This is a genomic window from Nostoc sp. (assembly GCF_036917655.1).
Taxonomy (GTDB): domain Bacteria; phylum Cyanobacteriota; class Cyanobacteriia; order Cyanobacteriales; family Nostocaceae; genus Nostoc.
In genome coordinates this window covers 126474-141780 of sequence record NZ_JBALCY010000067.1, presented here as the reverse complement: position 1 = coordinate 141780, position 15307 = coordinate 126474, and the positions used below count along the sequence as shown (strand labels likewise).

General features: G+C 42.8%; 13 protein-coding genes. 9 read left to right on the top strand and 4 right to left on the bottom strand.

Annotated features, from left to right (window positions below; genetic code table 11):
• The first annotated feature begins 293 nt into the window (after positions 1-293).
• The 4 genes from V7K30_RS24115 to V7K30_RS24100 all read left to right on the top strand — a co-directional run bounded on the left by V7K30_RS24115 (position 294) and on the right by V7K30_RS24100 (position 3814).
• Positions 294-989, top strand: coding sequence for a LabA-like NYN domain-containing protein (locus tag V7K30_RS24115; protein WP_335003601.1), 696 nt, complete (start codon positions 294-296; stop codon positions 987-989).
• 172 nt (positions 990-1161) lie between these two features.
• Positions 1162-1893 carry a response regulator transcription factor gene (locus tag V7K30_RS24110; RefSeq protein ID WP_335003599.1) on the top strand — a complete coding sequence of 244 codons (732 nt, stop codon included), beginning with the start codon at positions 1162-1164 and terminating at the stop codon, positions 1891-1893.
• Positions 1894-2247: 354 nt separating this feature from the next.
• Complete coding sequence (locus V7K30_RS24105) at positions 2248-3336, top strand: sensor histidine kinase (RefSeq protein WP_335003597.1); 1089 nt, start codon at positions 2248-2250, stop codon at positions 3334-3336.
• A 307-nt stretch (positions 3337-3643) separates the two neighbouring features.
• On the top strand, positions 3644-3814 hold the full coding sequence (locus V7K30_RS24100) for a hypothetical protein (RefSeq protein WP_335003595.1): 171 nt from the start codon (positions 3644-3646) through the stop codon (positions 3812-3814).
• A 337-nt stretch (positions 3815-4151) separates the two neighbouring features.
• Here the strand turns inward: V7K30_RS24100 and V7K30_RS24095 are convergent, their stop codons facing one another.
• Positions 4152-5045 (bottom strand): NAD(P)-dependent oxidoreductase, encoded by an 894-nt coding sequence (locus V7K30_RS24095; RefSeq protein ID WP_335003593.1) that lies wholly within the window; start codon positions 5043-5045, stop codon positions 4152-4154.
• A gap of 501 nt (positions 5046-5546) precedes the next feature.
• Between V7K30_RS24095 and V7K30_RS24090 the strand changes: the two genes are divergently transcribed.
• The gene (locus V7K30_RS24090; RefSeq protein WP_335003591.1) at positions 5547-6179 is read left to right on the top strand and encodes a hypothetical protein; all 633 of its coding nucleotides are present in this window, start codon (positions 5547-5549) and stop codon (positions 6177-6179) included.
• Positions 6166-6561, top strand: coding sequence for a type II toxin-antitoxin system death-on-curing family toxin (locus V7K30_RS24085; protein ID WP_335003589.1), 396 nt, complete (start codon positions 6166-6168; stop codon positions 6559-6561). The genes V7K30_RS24090 and V7K30_RS24085 overlap by 14 nt, the downstream gene beginning before the upstream one ends.
• A gap of 190 nt (positions 6562-6751) precedes the next feature.
• Here V7K30_RS24085 and V7K30_RS24080 read toward each other — a convergent pair whose 3' ends face one another.
• Both V7K30_RS24080 and V7K30_RS24075 read right to left on the bottom strand, forming a co-directional pair.
• Entirely contained in the window at positions 6752-7774 is a 1023-nt protein-coding gene (locus V7K30_RS24080) for an isopenicillin N synthase family dioxygenase (RefSeq protein ID WP_335003587.1), read from the bottom strand.
• A 541-nt stretch (positions 7775-8315) separates the two neighbouring features.
• On the bottom strand, positions 8316-9827 hold the full coding sequence (locus V7K30_RS24075; RefSeq protein ID WP_335003585.1) for a BamA/TamA family outer membrane protein: 1512 nt from the start codon (positions 9825-9827) through the stop codon (positions 8316-8318).
• 197 nt (positions 9828-10024) lie between these two features.
• Here V7K30_RS24075 and V7K30_RS24070 point away from each other — a divergent pair, with 197 nt between their 5' ends.
• From V7K30_RS24070 to V7K30_RS24060, 3 genes are all read left to right on the top strand, one after another.
• Complete coding sequence (locus V7K30_RS24070; RefSeq protein WP_335003583.1) at positions 10025-10489, top strand: DUF4870 domain-containing protein; 465 nt, start codon at positions 10025-10027, stop codon at positions 10487-10489.
• A gap of 180 nt (positions 10490-10669) precedes the next feature.
• Positions 10670-11785 carry a Gfo/Idh/MocA family protein gene (locus tag V7K30_RS24065; protein WP_442941103.1) on the top strand — a complete coding sequence of 372 codons (1116 nt, stop codon included), beginning with the start codon at positions 10670-10672 and terminating at the stop codon, positions 11783-11785.
• A gap of 4 nt (positions 11786-11789) precedes the next feature.
• On the top strand, positions 11790-12035 hold the full coding sequence (locus V7K30_RS24060; protein WP_335003581.1) for an HNH endonuclease: 246 nt from the start codon (positions 11790-11792) through the stop codon (positions 12033-12035).
• Positions 12036-12197: 162 nt separating this feature from the next.
• Here the strand turns inward: V7K30_RS24060 and V7K30_RS24055 are convergent, their stop codons facing one another.
• Positions 12198-14870 (bottom strand): DUF3536 domain-containing protein, encoded by a 2673-nt coding sequence (locus V7K30_RS24055; protein ID WP_335003579.1) that lies wholly within the window; start codon positions 14868-14870, stop codon positions 12198-12200.
• Between the last annotated feature and the right edge of the window lie 437 nt (positions 14871-15307).

Below are 15307 nucleotides of genomic sequence, written 5' to 3'. Positions count from 1 at the left end.
CGTTCGCGGATTCTTGCCCCTACCCTTACAAGAAGATTTATTTTCTCCAAACTCTTGCTGTCTGGGTGGGTAAAGATTAACATATCTGTGGGCACTGGTAATATCTCGTCAAACCAACCCTGACAACATTGAAAAACCCTTCGCCTGTCTACTTTGAATCCTGTTAAGCGCTAGTAAAGTTTCTCTGCATGTAGTGACTTAAGATCATTACCTGCTAGGGTTAAAAATCAGCACAGACTATACTATAGAGAATTTACCCAAAACTCTTTCCAGCTTTAAAATCAGAGGTATCAATGATTATAACTAATTTTAGCAAACAAACAAATGAATTTAAGGAATCTAAAGTACTCAAAGCTAAACCACATTGGCAAGGGCAAAATTTGAGCGATACTGCTGTCAAAGGTAAAGATACCAAGATGCGAGATCCTGCACCTGATAGTTCGATTTTCAATACCTTCAATCGTGGTCGAGTTGCTATTTTTATTGATGGCTTAAGCCTATTTCATACAGCTTTACAACTCGGTATAGAAATTGACTACGTTAAATTGCTTTGTCGTTTAACTAACGGTTCAAGGCTGTTGCGTGCTTTCTTTTATACTGGGGTTGATATCAGCAATGAAAAGCAACAGGGTTTTCTATTGTGGATGCGGCGTAATGGCTATCGTGTAGTAGCAAAAGAACTCGTTCTGCCAGCAGAGAATTTCAAAAAATCAAATCTGAACGTAGAAATTGCTGTAGACATGATAACTTTAGCTCCTTATTATGATACTGCGGTTTTAGTCAGTGGGGATGGAGATTTAGCCTATGCTGTGAACGCTGTCAGCAGAATGGGGGTTCGGGTGGAAGTCGTGAGTCTGCAAACGACCACTAGTGAAAGCTTGATTGATGTAGCTGACTGCTTCATCGATCTCGATAGTATTAAAGCACACATTCAAAAAGATTCTCATCTTGGCTATAGTTATCGCACGCCGTCCAATTCAAACCTTTAAAACCTTATTTCAAATCTATCGAAATCTATACTGAGCTATTGCTTGCCTGTAGAAGGTTTATCAGGTTAGGTGGGATTTGAATCCCCATCCATACCCGTCCCAGTCCCCGAAGTTTCCCTACTTTGAACAAGGGGCTTAAGCCCCTTGTCTACTCCTTGTCTGGTTAATTGAAATGGATATTTTAATAGTTGAAGATGAACCAGAAATTGCTCATTTAATCGAACTCTCTTTAGAAAAAGAAGGATTTTTTTGTCGCATTAGCCGCGATGGCATGAATGCTTTGCGGATGTTTCAGGAGCAACCACCTGATTTAATCATTCTAGATTTAATGATTCCTGGTTTGGATGGGCTAGAAGTTTGTGCCAGAATTCGCCAGAAACCAGGTGTAAAAGATCCTTACATTTTGATGCTCACGGCTAAGGGTGAGGAAATCGATCGCGTCATTGGTCTGTCTACTGGTGCTGATGATTACATGGTTAAACCCTTTAGCCCCAGAGAATTGGTAGCTAGGGTGCGGGCACTATTGCGGCGTAGCCTCCGCCAAGGGGGACAACATCAAGTCAATCGTACCCAACACTTTATCGTAGATGTAGAGCAGCGGACTGCCAGTCGTCAGATGGATTCTCAGGAGGTTGAAATTTTGGACTTAACCACCCTAGAATTTAACTTGCTAACCACCTTTGTCAGCAATCCTGGTAGAGTTTGGAACCGTACTCAACTAATTGATAAACTTTGGGGAGACAACTTTTTTGGCGATGAACGAGTGGTGGATACTCATGTAGCTCGGTTGCGAAAAAAGATTGAGCCTGATCCGGCAAATCCTACTTTTATTAAAACTGTTGTTGGGGTGGGCTATAAATTTGAAGATCCTTTGGTGGCTTCAGTAGTGCTGAGTAACCAGTAACGAGTGCTGAGTAAAATTCCGCAACTTTGCTGAGTGAGTATTTAATACTCAGGAAGGACTTTTTTCTACTAATTAATTCCCTTGCTCTCTAAGCATAATCTTCTCGCACTGAATACTTACCTTCATGATTAAAAATAAAAAATTACACCACTGGGCACTCAGCGAGAAGTTTGAGCGGCAGAAGCCACAACTCAAATCTTCTCCTAAGGGGAGATGCCAAGGGCGAACGGTGACTCAGCGAGAAGTCGGGGGCTTCAGACCATATGGCAGCAGAAGTTGGAACTCCTTCCCCTTGCTCCCTGCTCCCTGCTCAAGAGCCTCTTTTGGTGACTCAGCACTATTTTGGTAAGTGTTATGAAGATGGGGCTGAGAACGCGCTTATTTTTCTCCCACTTAGTAGTAATGATCGTGGGGGTAGCTAGTCTGGTAAGCATCAGCAAAATCTCTTCCCCCCGCTTGTTTGTCTTGCATTTGGAACGATTAGAAAATCAGGGGTTCGACTTAATCGATGTCCGAACTGAATTGGTTACTGGATTTGAACTTGCTTGGCAGCGAAGCACTCTTTGGTCAGTCTTAGTTGGCACCACCGCAGCCGGAGGATTGAGTTACTGGGTGTCCAGACGGATTATGCAGCGGTTGACCGAGATGGAACAAATCACCCAAAAATTTGCTGCTGGTCAGATGGATGCACGACTACCTGTATCTGACATTCCTGAACTCAGTGGACTGAGTGCTAGTTTCAACCGAATGGCAGCTAGTTTAGAAGGGGTAGAAGCGCGGCGGCGAGAAGTGATTGGAGACATGACCCATGAACTCCGAACACCGTTAACTGTGGTGCGCGGTTATTTGGAAGAACTGGCTGATGGGGAAATTGAAGCGTCTCCTGAAATTTATCGGCGTTTAGCTAGAGAAACTAGACGCTTAGAGCGGTTGGTGAACGATTTACAAGAACTGTCTAAGGCAGAAGCTGGTTATCTACCAATTAATATCCAACAGGTAAATCTGCGTCCGTTGTTAGAGTCATTAGTGGAGAAATTCACCGACCAACTGTTAGAAGATGGGCCAGTTCTGCTCTTACAATGTCCATCTGTGTTACCTCTTGTATTGGCAGATATTGACCGCACAGAACAGGTGTTGGTTAATCTGCTAGGTAATGCAGTGCGTTATACTAATGAAGGTTTAATTACCATTCGAGTTGGGACTGAAGCATCTCAACTCTGGATTGCGGTTATGGATACAGGTATTGGCATCGCTCCAGAAAATTTGCCCCATGTATTTGAGCGTTTCTGGCGAGCCGACCAATCGCGCGATCGCCATTCGGGAGGCACTGGTATTGGCTTAACTATTTCCCATCGTTTGATTGAACTACAAGGCGGTCAGATTCAGGTAGAAAGCGAATTGGGAGTTGGCAGTACGTTTCGGTTTTTTCTGCCTTTGGCTTGAGTTGAGTAAAAATCCTTGAGATACAAGGCATTGACACAAGGTAGTCATGGCGGTGTCATACCCGATTGTTAATTTTAAAGTATCTAAAATCTTGTTTTTTGATAGATGCCAAGATTTTGGAATTGGATGGAATATAAAGTTTATTTGGCATTTGGGTAGAATTCTGTATGTCTACTTTTGTTCTGGCTGTTTTTTTGGTTAGTTTACTCAGTGTTTCGGGTTACGCTGCGATCGCCTACCTGTTCCCTGAAAATCGTTCCAAAGACTGATCAAATAACAATCTCTTGCTATTTTGGGTTATTAGCAGATGATTATTTTGATGTTAGGAAAGAGGTGGCGATGCCTGGGTTGGGCTGCGCCAACAGCAGCAGCAGCTTGCCCTGGTTGGGCGAAACGTTGTGCGGTGGCAGTCCGGCGGCGGCGCTGGTCTGGAGAGCCGCATCCAGCGCGGGGTCGGGCGGCACAAGCAAATCGGTGAAGTAACGATCGACCGCAGTCCATTGCTCTTGAGTCATAGATTCTCGCTTTTTACCCCATCTATAAAACAATACGCTTGGTATTAGTTGATATATTTGCCCTGGAAGATCCCCCCAATCTCCCTTAAAAAGGCTTGCTCTAATTCCCTCCTTTTTAAGGGCGAAAGTACGCTATCAACCATGTCTTATATCATGTCCGCTTGATTGCTTATTAAACCCGAAGAACCCCACCCCTTAATCCCCTCCCCGCTCTTCGGGAGGGGAGACAAAGCATAGCTTTGGCGGGGTGGGGTGCAATGACTGTGGGAATCGTAACTAATTATGCGGACATGATATTACTCAAGATTCGGTGTCGGAGATTGCTTCATTGGAGAGGATTGTAATGATTTCATTCAGTGAACGATCGCGATCGCATTCTTCTGGTGTTTCCTTACCTAAGGAGGTTTCTTTCACTAAGCGGTAAACATCGGCTGCTCCGTAAAAAATGCGGTCAGTCAGACCTAACTCTTTAAAGGTTTCTGCAATCTCTTCCATTTCTCCTATCCAACGATGCGCTTTCGGTGTCATCGATGGAATGGAACGGGTTAAGATGCTAGCAAGTTCCTTTTGGCTACTAGATATTTCATCCCATAGTTCCTTATCCAACCCTAAACGATGGGCTGCAATTAGTAATTCTGTGCCGATTGCTGTCAATCCTTTTGTCAGGGCTGCATAGGACATTTTCAAGCCGGAAGCCTGACCAATTTCATCACCAATTACCCGCACATCTAAGCCATGATCTCGCAGTTGTTGGAGTTGACTGGCCTGTTTTCCCGAAGTATAAATGCGGGTGCGATTGGGAACTCGCGGTGGTGGGCCAATAATTGATGCATCTACGAATGTTCCCCCAACTGATTCGATAAGTTGGCTGATATTTATGACTTTTTGGGGTGCGATCGCATTACAGTCAACGTAGAGAATGGGTTTACCAACATTGCTGATCGTTTCAGCTACTTCCTTTGCTGCTTGGGTAGCGGCTGCGGGGACTAGAACTGACAAGATTACATCAGATTCAATTACTAGTTGTGTAAGAGAACCCACATCTTGGATGTTGGCTGCGGCTGCTAATTGCCGAGTTCGTTCACTGCGATCGTCTAGGGCTGCAATAGTTTTCAATCCATGTTGATTGAGAACAGCTGCGATCGCCTGTCCCATATCACCTGGACTTAAAATACCAATAGTTTGGATAGGCATGGAAAGTTTTATATTTACTTTGTGGCTGACAAGTTAATTCAGGTAGTTGAGTTGTCAACAAACTCCGATAAATTGATAGATATGCCGTAGTTTCAATCAAACCACGGATCAGCTTAACAAGCAAGCTATCTGTCGAGAGATACAGTAGGAGTCTGGAGTCTGGAGTAAAACAGTCTTCATATTTGGCTTAGAGTACCAATTTTTAGAAAGTTGTTTCAATCCTTAATAGGGATGATGAATTTCCAACTTCTCCCCCTAGCCAGCATAAAAGTCACTTTTATAGTGTATCGCCTTCATCTTGGGTACAAGCACGCGGATAACAGCAAGATAGTGACATCGCACTAGATCACATCGCACTAATGACATCATTTAATAGATATAGTGGATATATCCTAGAGATACAATAATCCTGTATCCCTAGTATTTCTAGTAAGGTTAAAGAGTTGTTCTAAGTAGGGGAAGTAAATAACCCAATTTTATGACTGTAAGGGTGGTAAGGCAATGACACTAAGCTTCATGCTCATACAGGAAACAATCTCAACATTTCAAGCACAAGGAGAGCTGTTTGAGCAATGCCTGCATTTTCCTAATGCACAACATGAGGTCAGTGCCAAACTAGCCGAAATAGCCGACATTAGAGGGATCTCGCAGGATGAACTTAAGCAAGAGATAGTTCAGTTTAAACAAAAACTTGATAGACTTTTGAAGCTGGTTAAGAAAATTAGCGAAATAGCGAACAAAGCGGAATTAGCAGTACTACTACTGTACTTTGTCAAATCTGTTTTCCTTTTAAAAGAAATTTTAGAGGTAGACTGGGATTTCTTTCTAGGAAACGACAAAAGAGAAGCAATCAAAAATGTAACATCAGGTTCCGTTGTTATATACAAGGAAATCAAAAACGCAGTTAGCCCTGAAACTCCCAAAAAAGACGGCAACTATGTTGCCCTAGAAACCCTAAAACATGGACTAAAGTCACTGATTGAAGCAGGGTTACGAGTCAACGCCTTCTCCCAAGAGGAGGTTAACGCATTCGATTTAGGAGACATAACTCCTCAAGAATCAGAAACTGTGTTAATCTTCCTGTCAACAATGAAAAAATGGGAACCAGTTTACAAGAGACTTGCAGCATCCTAAATTTCTTGCGAAAGAAGACGTAATCCGTATACATGATGAACTTGTCAGTGAAAGTGGCGAGTCGTTAAACATACTTAACGAAGGCTTGCTAGACTCTGCTCTTTACTCGCCTCAAGCAACTTTTGGGGGAGAGTATTTGTATGCCACAATTTATGAACAGGCATCTGCATACCTATTTCACATAGCCTGCAATCACGCTTTTGAGCAAGGTAACAAACGCACTGCTTTTGCTACTATGGTGACTTTTTTAAATGTGAATGATTACCATATTGAAATAACAGAAGAAGAAGCTGAGAAATTAATTGTACAGGTGGTTACACATGAAATAAGCAAGGAAAAACTGCCTGCTATATTGAAAAATTACATGACAAATCTTATTTAACGTCGATTACAAAATCATCAATGCATTCGCTGTCCTCTGCAATCAGCATCAATGCCCCAATTTGTAGCCCAAGTAATGTTTCAATCCCTAATAGGGATATTGTAAATGTAGAAATTATTAGCGCCTAACTCATGACTTGAAGTCACGAGTGTGCGGCTTTCATGACATCAAGAAGAAATGGCTAGAAACCCTATAATATCGATCGCCGCAACTCTGGAAAAACCTTAGACACCTTACTTAACACATAATCACCATAGGTTCCGCGAAAATCATGAACGTTAGCTTTATCCCAGCGATCGCCTGGATCATTATTCGCTACTATATTATCTAATTCAATCGGCTTCACTTCAACATCGAAATTGGGATCGAAAAAGAAGGGGAACGAAAGGCGATGATTTTGGGACTGGTTTTGTACACGGTGAGGTGTAGAACGATAGAAACCTGCCGTCATCTTCTCTAGCATATCGCCGATGTTGCACACAAAGGAACCAGGAACGGGAGGCGCAGCAACCCAACCTGACTTGGATTTAACCTCTAATCCGCCTGAGTCGTCCTGCTTGAGAATGGTCAGAACGCCATAATCAGTATGTTCACCAACGCCCCATATCGGTTCACCATCTGACGGTGATAAATTAGGAGGATAGTTGAAGATGCGAAACAACACTAAAGGATCTGAGGTATAACAGTCAGCAAAGTAGGATTCTTCCAATCCTAAACTCAGGGCTATACCAATCATCAGAGTGTGTCCCAAGTTTGTCATCGCCTCCAAATATTCAAGCACTGTTTCGCCAAATTGGGGGATGTTGGCGGGGAAGAGGTTGGAACCATGCATAGGAGTACCAGCTTGTACTAATGGGTGTTCTTCTCCCAGTTGGGCACCAAAGTAAATACCTTCTTTCAAGTCTGATTTACCGGATGTCAGTTCGCCACCAAGGGGGAAATAACCTCGCCATGCAATACCTGCCAAAGCCATGCGGATTTTAAGTTTAGTTTCCAAATCCTGGGCGAAAAACTGGCGGCTGAGTTCTTCGAGTCGCTGCTGCAAATTTTCGTCCACGCCATGTCCGATAATATAGAAAAACCCCGATTCTTGACACGCTTGTTTAATTTGAGATGCGACGGAATAGAGATTTCCTTTTCCAGAAACCAAGGCGCTGATATCAATAATCGGGACGGATGAAAACCCTTTTTCCACAACTTGCAAGTTTTTCATATTCAGGTTGGTAATAATATATTTTTTTGGCTCCAAACTATTTGTCTCTTTACATTACTAGGACTTACGCAGAAGAGATCCCCCAACCCCCTTAAAAAGTTGGCTCTTTCAGATCCCCCCCTTTTTAAGCTACGGTGTACACACAAGTCCTAAAAACCTAGCTTGTATTAGGCTTGACTCGTTCCCATGCTCTGCATGAGGAATGCATTCATTGAGTCTCTGACTCAATATCTGACTGGAGGCAGCAGCCTCTAATCAACCATTCCTAGCTTTGCATGGGAACGAGAGAACAAGGAGAAATGAGAAATCGAGCTTTTTTCGACTTGTGTGTACACCGTAGCCTTTTTAAGGGGGGTTAGGGGGAATCGAGGTTTAAGGTTTTCAGTGCGTAAGTCCTAATTACTAATCTTCAACAAGTTATCAGCCAACTATCGTAAAAAAGGATTATCGGCGTTACTGCATCAGAGGAAGAGAAGATTTAAACGTATAGGCGCTTCGCCTTCCCGCAGTGTAGGAACGCGGAGTAAAATTACAGATGGGATTAAAATCGCTGACCTGTAGTAACTTCAAATCTAACTTCTCCTTGGTCGCTAATTCCTAAGTCGCCTCGAATCAGCCCAAAGGATGACTTGAATCGCAATCCTAAGCCATAACCAAAGCCACTTCCAGGTTTGTCTCGCAGTACTCCTGGTTCTCCTAACACGGTGTCGCTAGACCCGAAATCTGAGGCGAAGTCAGTAAAGAAAACTCCTCCGATTGACTGAAAAATGGGGAAACGATATTCCACGGAAGCTAAACCATAACTTCGACCACTGGCAACTTTACCATAACCGTAACCTCTGACAGAATTTAGCCCACCAATATTAAAAGCATCAGCTGGTGGAAAGTCTCCAATAATCGTGCCAATTTGGAAATTAATCGCCAACATTTCAGGATTGTCGGTTGGTCTACCATTACCTATCCAACTGACTGGTAAATACTGAATATAGTCTCCCTGTAGGCGGTTGCTGGAAATATTACCCAGTCCAATGGGAATCGCTTGTTCTGTGCTGAAGGTGAGGATTGATCCTTGAGTCGGATTCTCTCGGCGATCGCGTTGATCTCTGGATATTGCAAATGATACTGTAAATAGGTCATCAATGCCAGTACCGCTGACAGATAGAGGACTCCCTAATCTATCCACCTGTGCAACGTTATATTCTTGATCGCGTAGGCTAATCCTGGTATAGTTAAGAGCTACAGATGTATCCCAGTCATCAAAAGCTCCTAAAAGTCCCACAGAACCACCAAACCTTCCCTCCCGCACTTTGTCGCCGTTAGACAATCTGATATCTTCGTTGAAGGTTCCCGATATATTTCGACTACGAAAACCTCTAATGCTATAGCCTAAGCGGTTTGGTTCTTCAGGACGATAACGACTAATGAATTGACCATTAAACTGGACATCTTTAGTGCTAAACTGCACAGTTGTATCTAATTTATCGTTAAGACCGCTGATATTTGCATCTTTATAACCCACCCGACCGTATAGCCCAACATCATCGTTATCTCCGCCTCCTAAGATGAGAGAAGGGAAGTGACGCTCTTTGATTTCATAGATAATATTAACGCCGGAGGTATCTTCTTCAGGGTAAACATTGACTTGATTAAATGACTCTAATCTCCTCAATCGTTGCAAGTCTGCTTCAAGTAAATCTTTACGAAATATCTGACCAGGTTTGAGTCTCAGCAGACCCATGATAAAATCTTTTTGAGTCCGCCCTTTAATCGGCTGACCTTTGTCATCGAGCAACTTACCTTTTTCATTAATAAAACGAATCTGGATATCTTTGACAACTTTTTTGGAAAATTCCAGCGCCTGGGTATCTACTGAACTGGCTCGGACATAATCACCATATTTGGCATACCCTCCCTCTATCTGGATCGTAGCTTTCGGTGTCACAATACCACTAGCCCCATCCTGAGTAGAAGATTGCAAGTCTGCAAGGGCTTCCAGATTTTGCGTACCCACTAACATTACTGCGATCGCAACTACAGTTATTTGAACTAGCATATTGAAAATCCGTTAGTCTTATTAAGCTTACGACATAGAAGTTGCTTTGGAGCCAGGAGAAGGCATAGTCTAGGAAATAGAACCTCTTCCCGAAAATTATGACCGATAAATACTCAGATTTTAAGCTCTTGTTTGGCTTTTTTATAGATAATTACAGTGGAGAATTATTTAGTAAATCCACTTACATATAAAAAGCCGTGAGAGAAAAACCTAGAGAAATGCGTATATGGGCGATGTTGTGTCATTTCTCGGCTTTATTAGGGTGGATATTATTGTTTTTTTTAGTATTTCTTGGTATTCCTTTATATTTACCCCTAAATCTTCTGGCTCCACTGATGATTTGGCGCTTTAAAAAAGCACAATATCCCTGGATTGATTTCCAAGGAAAGGAATCATTAAATTTTCAAATTACTTGGACATTATATACCTTGATTGTCATGGCAATCTCATTACTTTTTGTATTAACTAGTTTTAGCTTGGCATTAGCTACTAATAGTTCATTTAATGAAGTAAAAATAACTCTAGATAGTTTACTGATTGTGTTCATGTCCTTAATTTTATTAATCCTAATAGTCCAATCATTTGTAGTAACTTTTGCTGCTATCAAAGCTTACAATGGCGAGCATTATCGTTACCCTTTGACAATTAGATTTCTGCGATAAAAAATTATTAAGCCTCTATTGGTTAAAACTTATTATTTTTAATAAAGACTAAAAATATTTTGAGAAAATTAGGTAATCAGAAAAATTATTCGCTAGCAAGTTTGATCCGAAGAAAGAATCGGGTATATTAGATATGATAGATAAAATGATATTTTTAAGTAAATAGTAACTTGTATAAGTATGGGAGCAAATGATGATATGATTGGGGTTGCGATCGCCGGCACTGGATTTGGTCAAAAAGTCCACATCCCTGGATTCCAAGCACATCCTCAAACTGAGGTAGTTGCTGTTTATCACCGAGATATAAATAAAGCCAAAGCCATAGCAGAATCTCATAATATCCCCCACGCTTCCGACTCACTCGCGGATATTGTGGCATTACCAGCAGTGCAAGCAGTCAGCATTTCTACGCCGCCATTTTTGCACTATGAAATGGCAAAAACTGTATTGCAAGCTGGGAAACATTTATTACTAGAGAAACCGACAACTTTAAATGCAGTTGAAGCTAAAGAACTTTATCAGTTAGCTAAAGCAAAAGGCGTGATTGCAACTGTAGATTTTGAATTTCGCTTTGTACCAGCATGGCAGTTATTTGCTGAATTATTGTCAGAAGACTATGTGGGTAAGTTGCGCTTAATTAAAATTGATTGGTTAGGTTCTTCTCGTGCTGATACTTCACGCCCTTGGAATTGGTATTCTGACAAGGATAAAGGAGGCGGTGCATTGGGTTCTTTGGGTTCCCACGCCTTCGATTATATTCACTGGTTATTCGGGCCAGTTCGTAGATTAAACGCCCATTTGACTACTGCTATTCCCACACGAATTGACCCTGTTAGTGGGGAATCTAAGCCAGTGGATACAGATGACAACTGTATATTAACCCTGGAATTAGCGGATGGCACACCTTGCCAACTTTCTATCAGTGCGGTTGTTCATGCAGCAAGAACCCATTGGGTAGAAGTATATGGCGATCGCGGTACATTAATAGTGGGCAGTGAAAATCAAAAAGATTATATACATGGTTTTCGTGTTTGGGGTTCCCAGCCAGGTAAACCTTTAACGGAAATAGAAATACCGAATCGGTTAATTTTTCCCAAAAATTATGCTGATGGGCGCATTTGTGCATTTATCCGCGTAGTAGACCAATGGCTGCAAGGAATTGAGCGCAATCAGGAAATTATACCATCGCTGCGAGAAGGAATTTATTCTCAGTTGTTGATGGATTTATCCCATGAATCTCATACAAAAGCAACTTGGGTAGATGTACCTAGCTTGTCAGGATTTCTTAGCAACTAAGGAAATGAGCAAAACTCCCCGCATTCATATCCCGCCGGAAGTAAAGAAATATGTTTTTCAACGTGACAAATACCAATGCCAAAGCTGCGGTAAAATCACTGGAGAAACTAACCTCACCATTGACCATATCATTCCCCTCGCCCGTGGCGGTCAAAACGATATCAGCAATCTCCAAACCCTCTGCTTCTCCTGCAATCAGCAGAAAACAGACAACATTGATCCCCGTTTCCGACGCCATTTTGATTTATAACGGTTCAAACCTCGTTCCTAGTCGGAGACTAGGAATGCTCTCTAGAGGCTCCGCCTCCCTTACTCGCGGCAGCAGCCCAATGAGGAGCATTTCCAGCCAGAGGCTGAAAACGAGGTTTTTTAGCTGAAGTGGACACCAATGCACGGCTGTGCCCCTCTACATCTATCCCAACTGATTTGAGATCATGCTGACATCAACGGCTAACTTTTTGCCCAACTTGAGCAACTGAAGACACTGATTATCTCCTTCATTTCCAATGCTAGTAATACACACGGGCGCTATCTGACTTTGCAGACAACTAAAATATAGTTCTTGCGATCGCTGTAGGGAAATGTCAATATTTAGTTGATCCCCGACATCAATCAATCGTTCCAATAGTTTGATATCTGCATTAAAACTACCATTGGCATCGTGCAACAATTGCCAGAGCGATCGCGCAATTAACTGTTCTAACATCTGCTTACCGTCGGGAATATTCAGCCGACAACGCAGATGTTTTGCTTCAGTAGCGATCGCCTCTAATTCTAATATGTGATTCCAACTCTTTTGGGGATCAGCGATATCTTGCTCAAGCGATCGCAATGTCATCAGACAGCGATGCCCTAAAGCAATATCTGCTGCAACCTGCAATTCTTGCGGTACTGCTATTTCATCTCGATGAAACGCCATTAACACCCCATAATTATCACGGTAGGCTTGGGTATACAACTGTCCTAAACGTGTCAGCGTTTCCTCACTAAGCAGCCGCATAATCCGGTGGCGTTCTTCAGCAAATAGATTCTGTAAGCTGAAAGCTTCTTCACCAAATAGCTGTGTCATCACCAAGATAGTATGAGCCGCACTAGCTTGTTGTAGTGCCCCAAACAGCTTTTCTTTTAATTGGCTGTAGTTACGCCGCCCAGTAAATTGTTGAATACAGCAGTGGAAATCCCAGCCTCCTAAATGCAGAACAGCAAATACCAAATGCTCACTTTCCCAAGTAATCTCTGATACCAGCTTTAAATTTCCCACAGCCAGAGTTAGCGATCCCATGCGTTGCAGTTGGTAATCTAGCTCATTGGCAGCGTAGCAATAAACCTTTTTGTGGTAACGCTGAGACTGTTTATCAGCAGCATCTTTTGTAGGCAAAGAATTGCGTGTCTCTGCTGGTTTCTGATTGGTAAACAGGGAAGTAATGGCGTAATGGGCTGCTACTTGCTTGAAACCAAGTTGGGCAGTTAACACGAGTTGCCGATAAATTTCGCCACCGTGTTTAAACTGATCCACATTACTGGGGGCTAAACTAAGACGTTTGACAAAGCCTTTTTCTAACTGCACACCTGCCACATCCCCTGCCAATTCCAAAGCCCGGGCGGCGTAGCGCAGAATTTGTGTCCCCTCTGGACGGGAAATTTCTTCAAAAAACCAACCGCAACTAGTGAACATCAATAAAGCGTGACGCTGCATTTCCAATAGGCGTAGAGCGTCTACTTGTTCGGCTGCTGTTAGTTTGTGGGTTTGATGACGGGAGAGAAAACGGTTAACATTGCTAGCAGAGCGATCGCGCATCACTTGGATATATTCATCTCGTGCTAGCCAGGGATCACGAAATAACTGCCTGCCATGTTCCTCATACACATCAGTTAGCTGATCCCGCAGCCAATTTAGGGCATCCCGCAAGGGACGACGCCATTTCTGATGCCAAACACCGCCCTCTCCACCGCAACCACAATCATCTTCCCATCTGCCGACACCGTGGGCGCAACTCCAGGCCGTGACTGACTTCAATTCCACTTCCCAACTGGGAGAATTTAAGCTCAGGTAGTGGGCGAAGTTCGTCACCGTCCAACCTTGTTGGGGAAACTCTTTGGTAAAGGCGTAGGCTAAAGTTTTCTCAGTTCCCTTCTTATGATGTCCGAAGGTTTCCCCATCTGTCGCCACAGAGATTAACTGTGTTGGCCGATGATCCCCACGCACGGCTGAACCGATACGTCCAGCAAAGCGAGTCGAACTATAAACGACATCACTAAAACCCATATCCCGCGATATCGGGCCATCGTAAAAGAAGATATCAATGTAGGGTTTGTCATTTGTTTCGTTGGACTCTTGACTATCTTTCAAATAACAACGATAGGGACGGGTGGAATCAATCTGACTACCACCAACTTCGATCCATTCAGGATGGGGATGATCTTGAGTGGGGAGGGGACGGCAACGCAGCGCCTGAGATGGTGCAAGGATAATGAAACGAATACCCTCAGCCACAAGAGCTTCTAGGGTAGCGTAGTCTACAGCAGTTTCTGCTAGCCACATACCTTCGGGATCGCGTCCAAAGCGGGAGCTGAAGTCTTCTTTACCCCAGCGAATTTGGGTATGTTTGTCGCGTTCATTCGCCAGAGGCATAATGATGTGATTGTATACTTGCGCGATCGCATTGCCGTGACCATGCAAGCGATCGCTACTCTTTGCATCCGCCTCTAAAATTCGCTGATAAACCTCCACATCGTAGCGTTCTAGCCACGACATCAGCGTTGGCCCAATATTAAAACTAAAATACTCATAATTATTGACGATCTTCACCACTTCGCCTTGGTCATTTAAGACTCTGGCAAAGGCATTCGGGCGATAGCATTCCCAATGAATCCGCTCATTCCAATCATGGAAAGGTGCAGCGCTCGGTTGGCGTTCAATTGCGTCCAGATAAGGGTTTTCCCTTGGTGGCTGGTAAAAATGACCATGCACCGTCACATAAACACCATTAGCCTTTCTCAGGGGATCGGTTTCTTTGGTGTTATTGGGATCTGAATGTAATGTTAACGTTGAGCCACTAGCTGGCATTTGGTCAGCAGAAGTCATGTATATTTATCCAAAACAAAAAACTTGCAGTTGCACCGAAAAGTTTGTGCATAAACCTTTCTCCAATAGTTTTCACACAAAATCCGGTATAAACAACAACTATGGAATCTAACCAAATTTTTGACAAAGCTGTTTTATTGTAGTGGGAAATCTGCGTTATCGCACAGCCTTTTCCCTGAAGGCTCAAAGTAATTAGCCATTGAATAAGACTCAGTTAGGGGTTTTCTTTTCTTCAGCGCCAATCAAAATTTTAATTGTCTTTTAATTAATTAAACCCCATTTCTGGTGTAGAATTTTGGATCAAATTCATACTTTTGCAACAAAAGATTACAATATCTCATTATATCGCAATCTTATTTTACACAACATCGGCAGCAGTGAACTGAAAACAGTACAATCTCTGAATTGGTCTACAGAGGGTTGAGAGTATCCTATGG

Excerpts from the sequence above, each read along its gene's own strand:
- V7K30_RS24110 (WP_335003599.1), top strand. The coding sequence starts at position 1,162 with ATGGATATTTTAATAGTTGAAGATGAACCAGAAATTGCTCATTTAATC.
- V7K30_RS24115 (WP_335003601.1), top strand. The coding sequence starts at position 294 with ATGATTATAACTAATTTTAGCAAACAAACAAATGAATTTAAGGAATCT.
- V7K30_RS24080 (WP_335003587.1), bottom strand. The coding sequence starts at position 7,774 with ATGAAAAACTTGCAAGTTGTGGAAAAAGGGTTTTCATCCGTCCCGATT.
- V7K30_RS24055 (WP_335003579.1), bottom strand. The coding sequence starts at position 14,870 with ATGACTTCTGCTGACCAAATGCCAGCTAGTGGCTCAACGTTAACATTA.
- V7K30_RS24100 (WP_335003595.1), top strand. The coding sequence starts at position 3,644 with ATGATTATTTTGATGTTAGGAAAGAGGTGGCGATGCCTGGGTTGGGCT.
- V7K30_RS24105 (WP_335003597.1), top strand. The coding sequence starts at position 2,248 with ATGAAGATGGGGCTGAGAACGCGCTTATTTTTCTCCCACTTAGTAGTA.
- V7K30_RS24095 (WP_335003593.1), bottom strand. The coding sequence starts at position 5,045 with ATGCCTATCCAAACTATTGGTATTTTAAGTCCAGGTGATATGGGACAG.
- V7K30_RS24060 (WP_335003581.1), top strand. The coding sequence starts at position 11,790 with ATGAGCAAAACTCCCCGCATTCATATCCCGCCGGAAGTAAAGAAATAT.
- V7K30_RS24075 (WP_335003585.1), bottom strand. The coding sequence starts at position 9,827 with ATGCTAGTTCAAATAACTGTAGTTGCGATCGCAGTAATGTTAGTGGGT.
- V7K30_RS24065 (WP_442941103.1), top strand. The coding sequence starts at position 10,670 with ATGGGAGCAAATGATGATATGATTGGGGTTGCGATCGCCGGCACTGGA.
- V7K30_RS24090 (WP_335003591.1), top strand. The coding sequence starts at position 5,547 with ATGACACTAAGCTTCATGCTCATACAGGAAACAATCTCAACATTTCAA.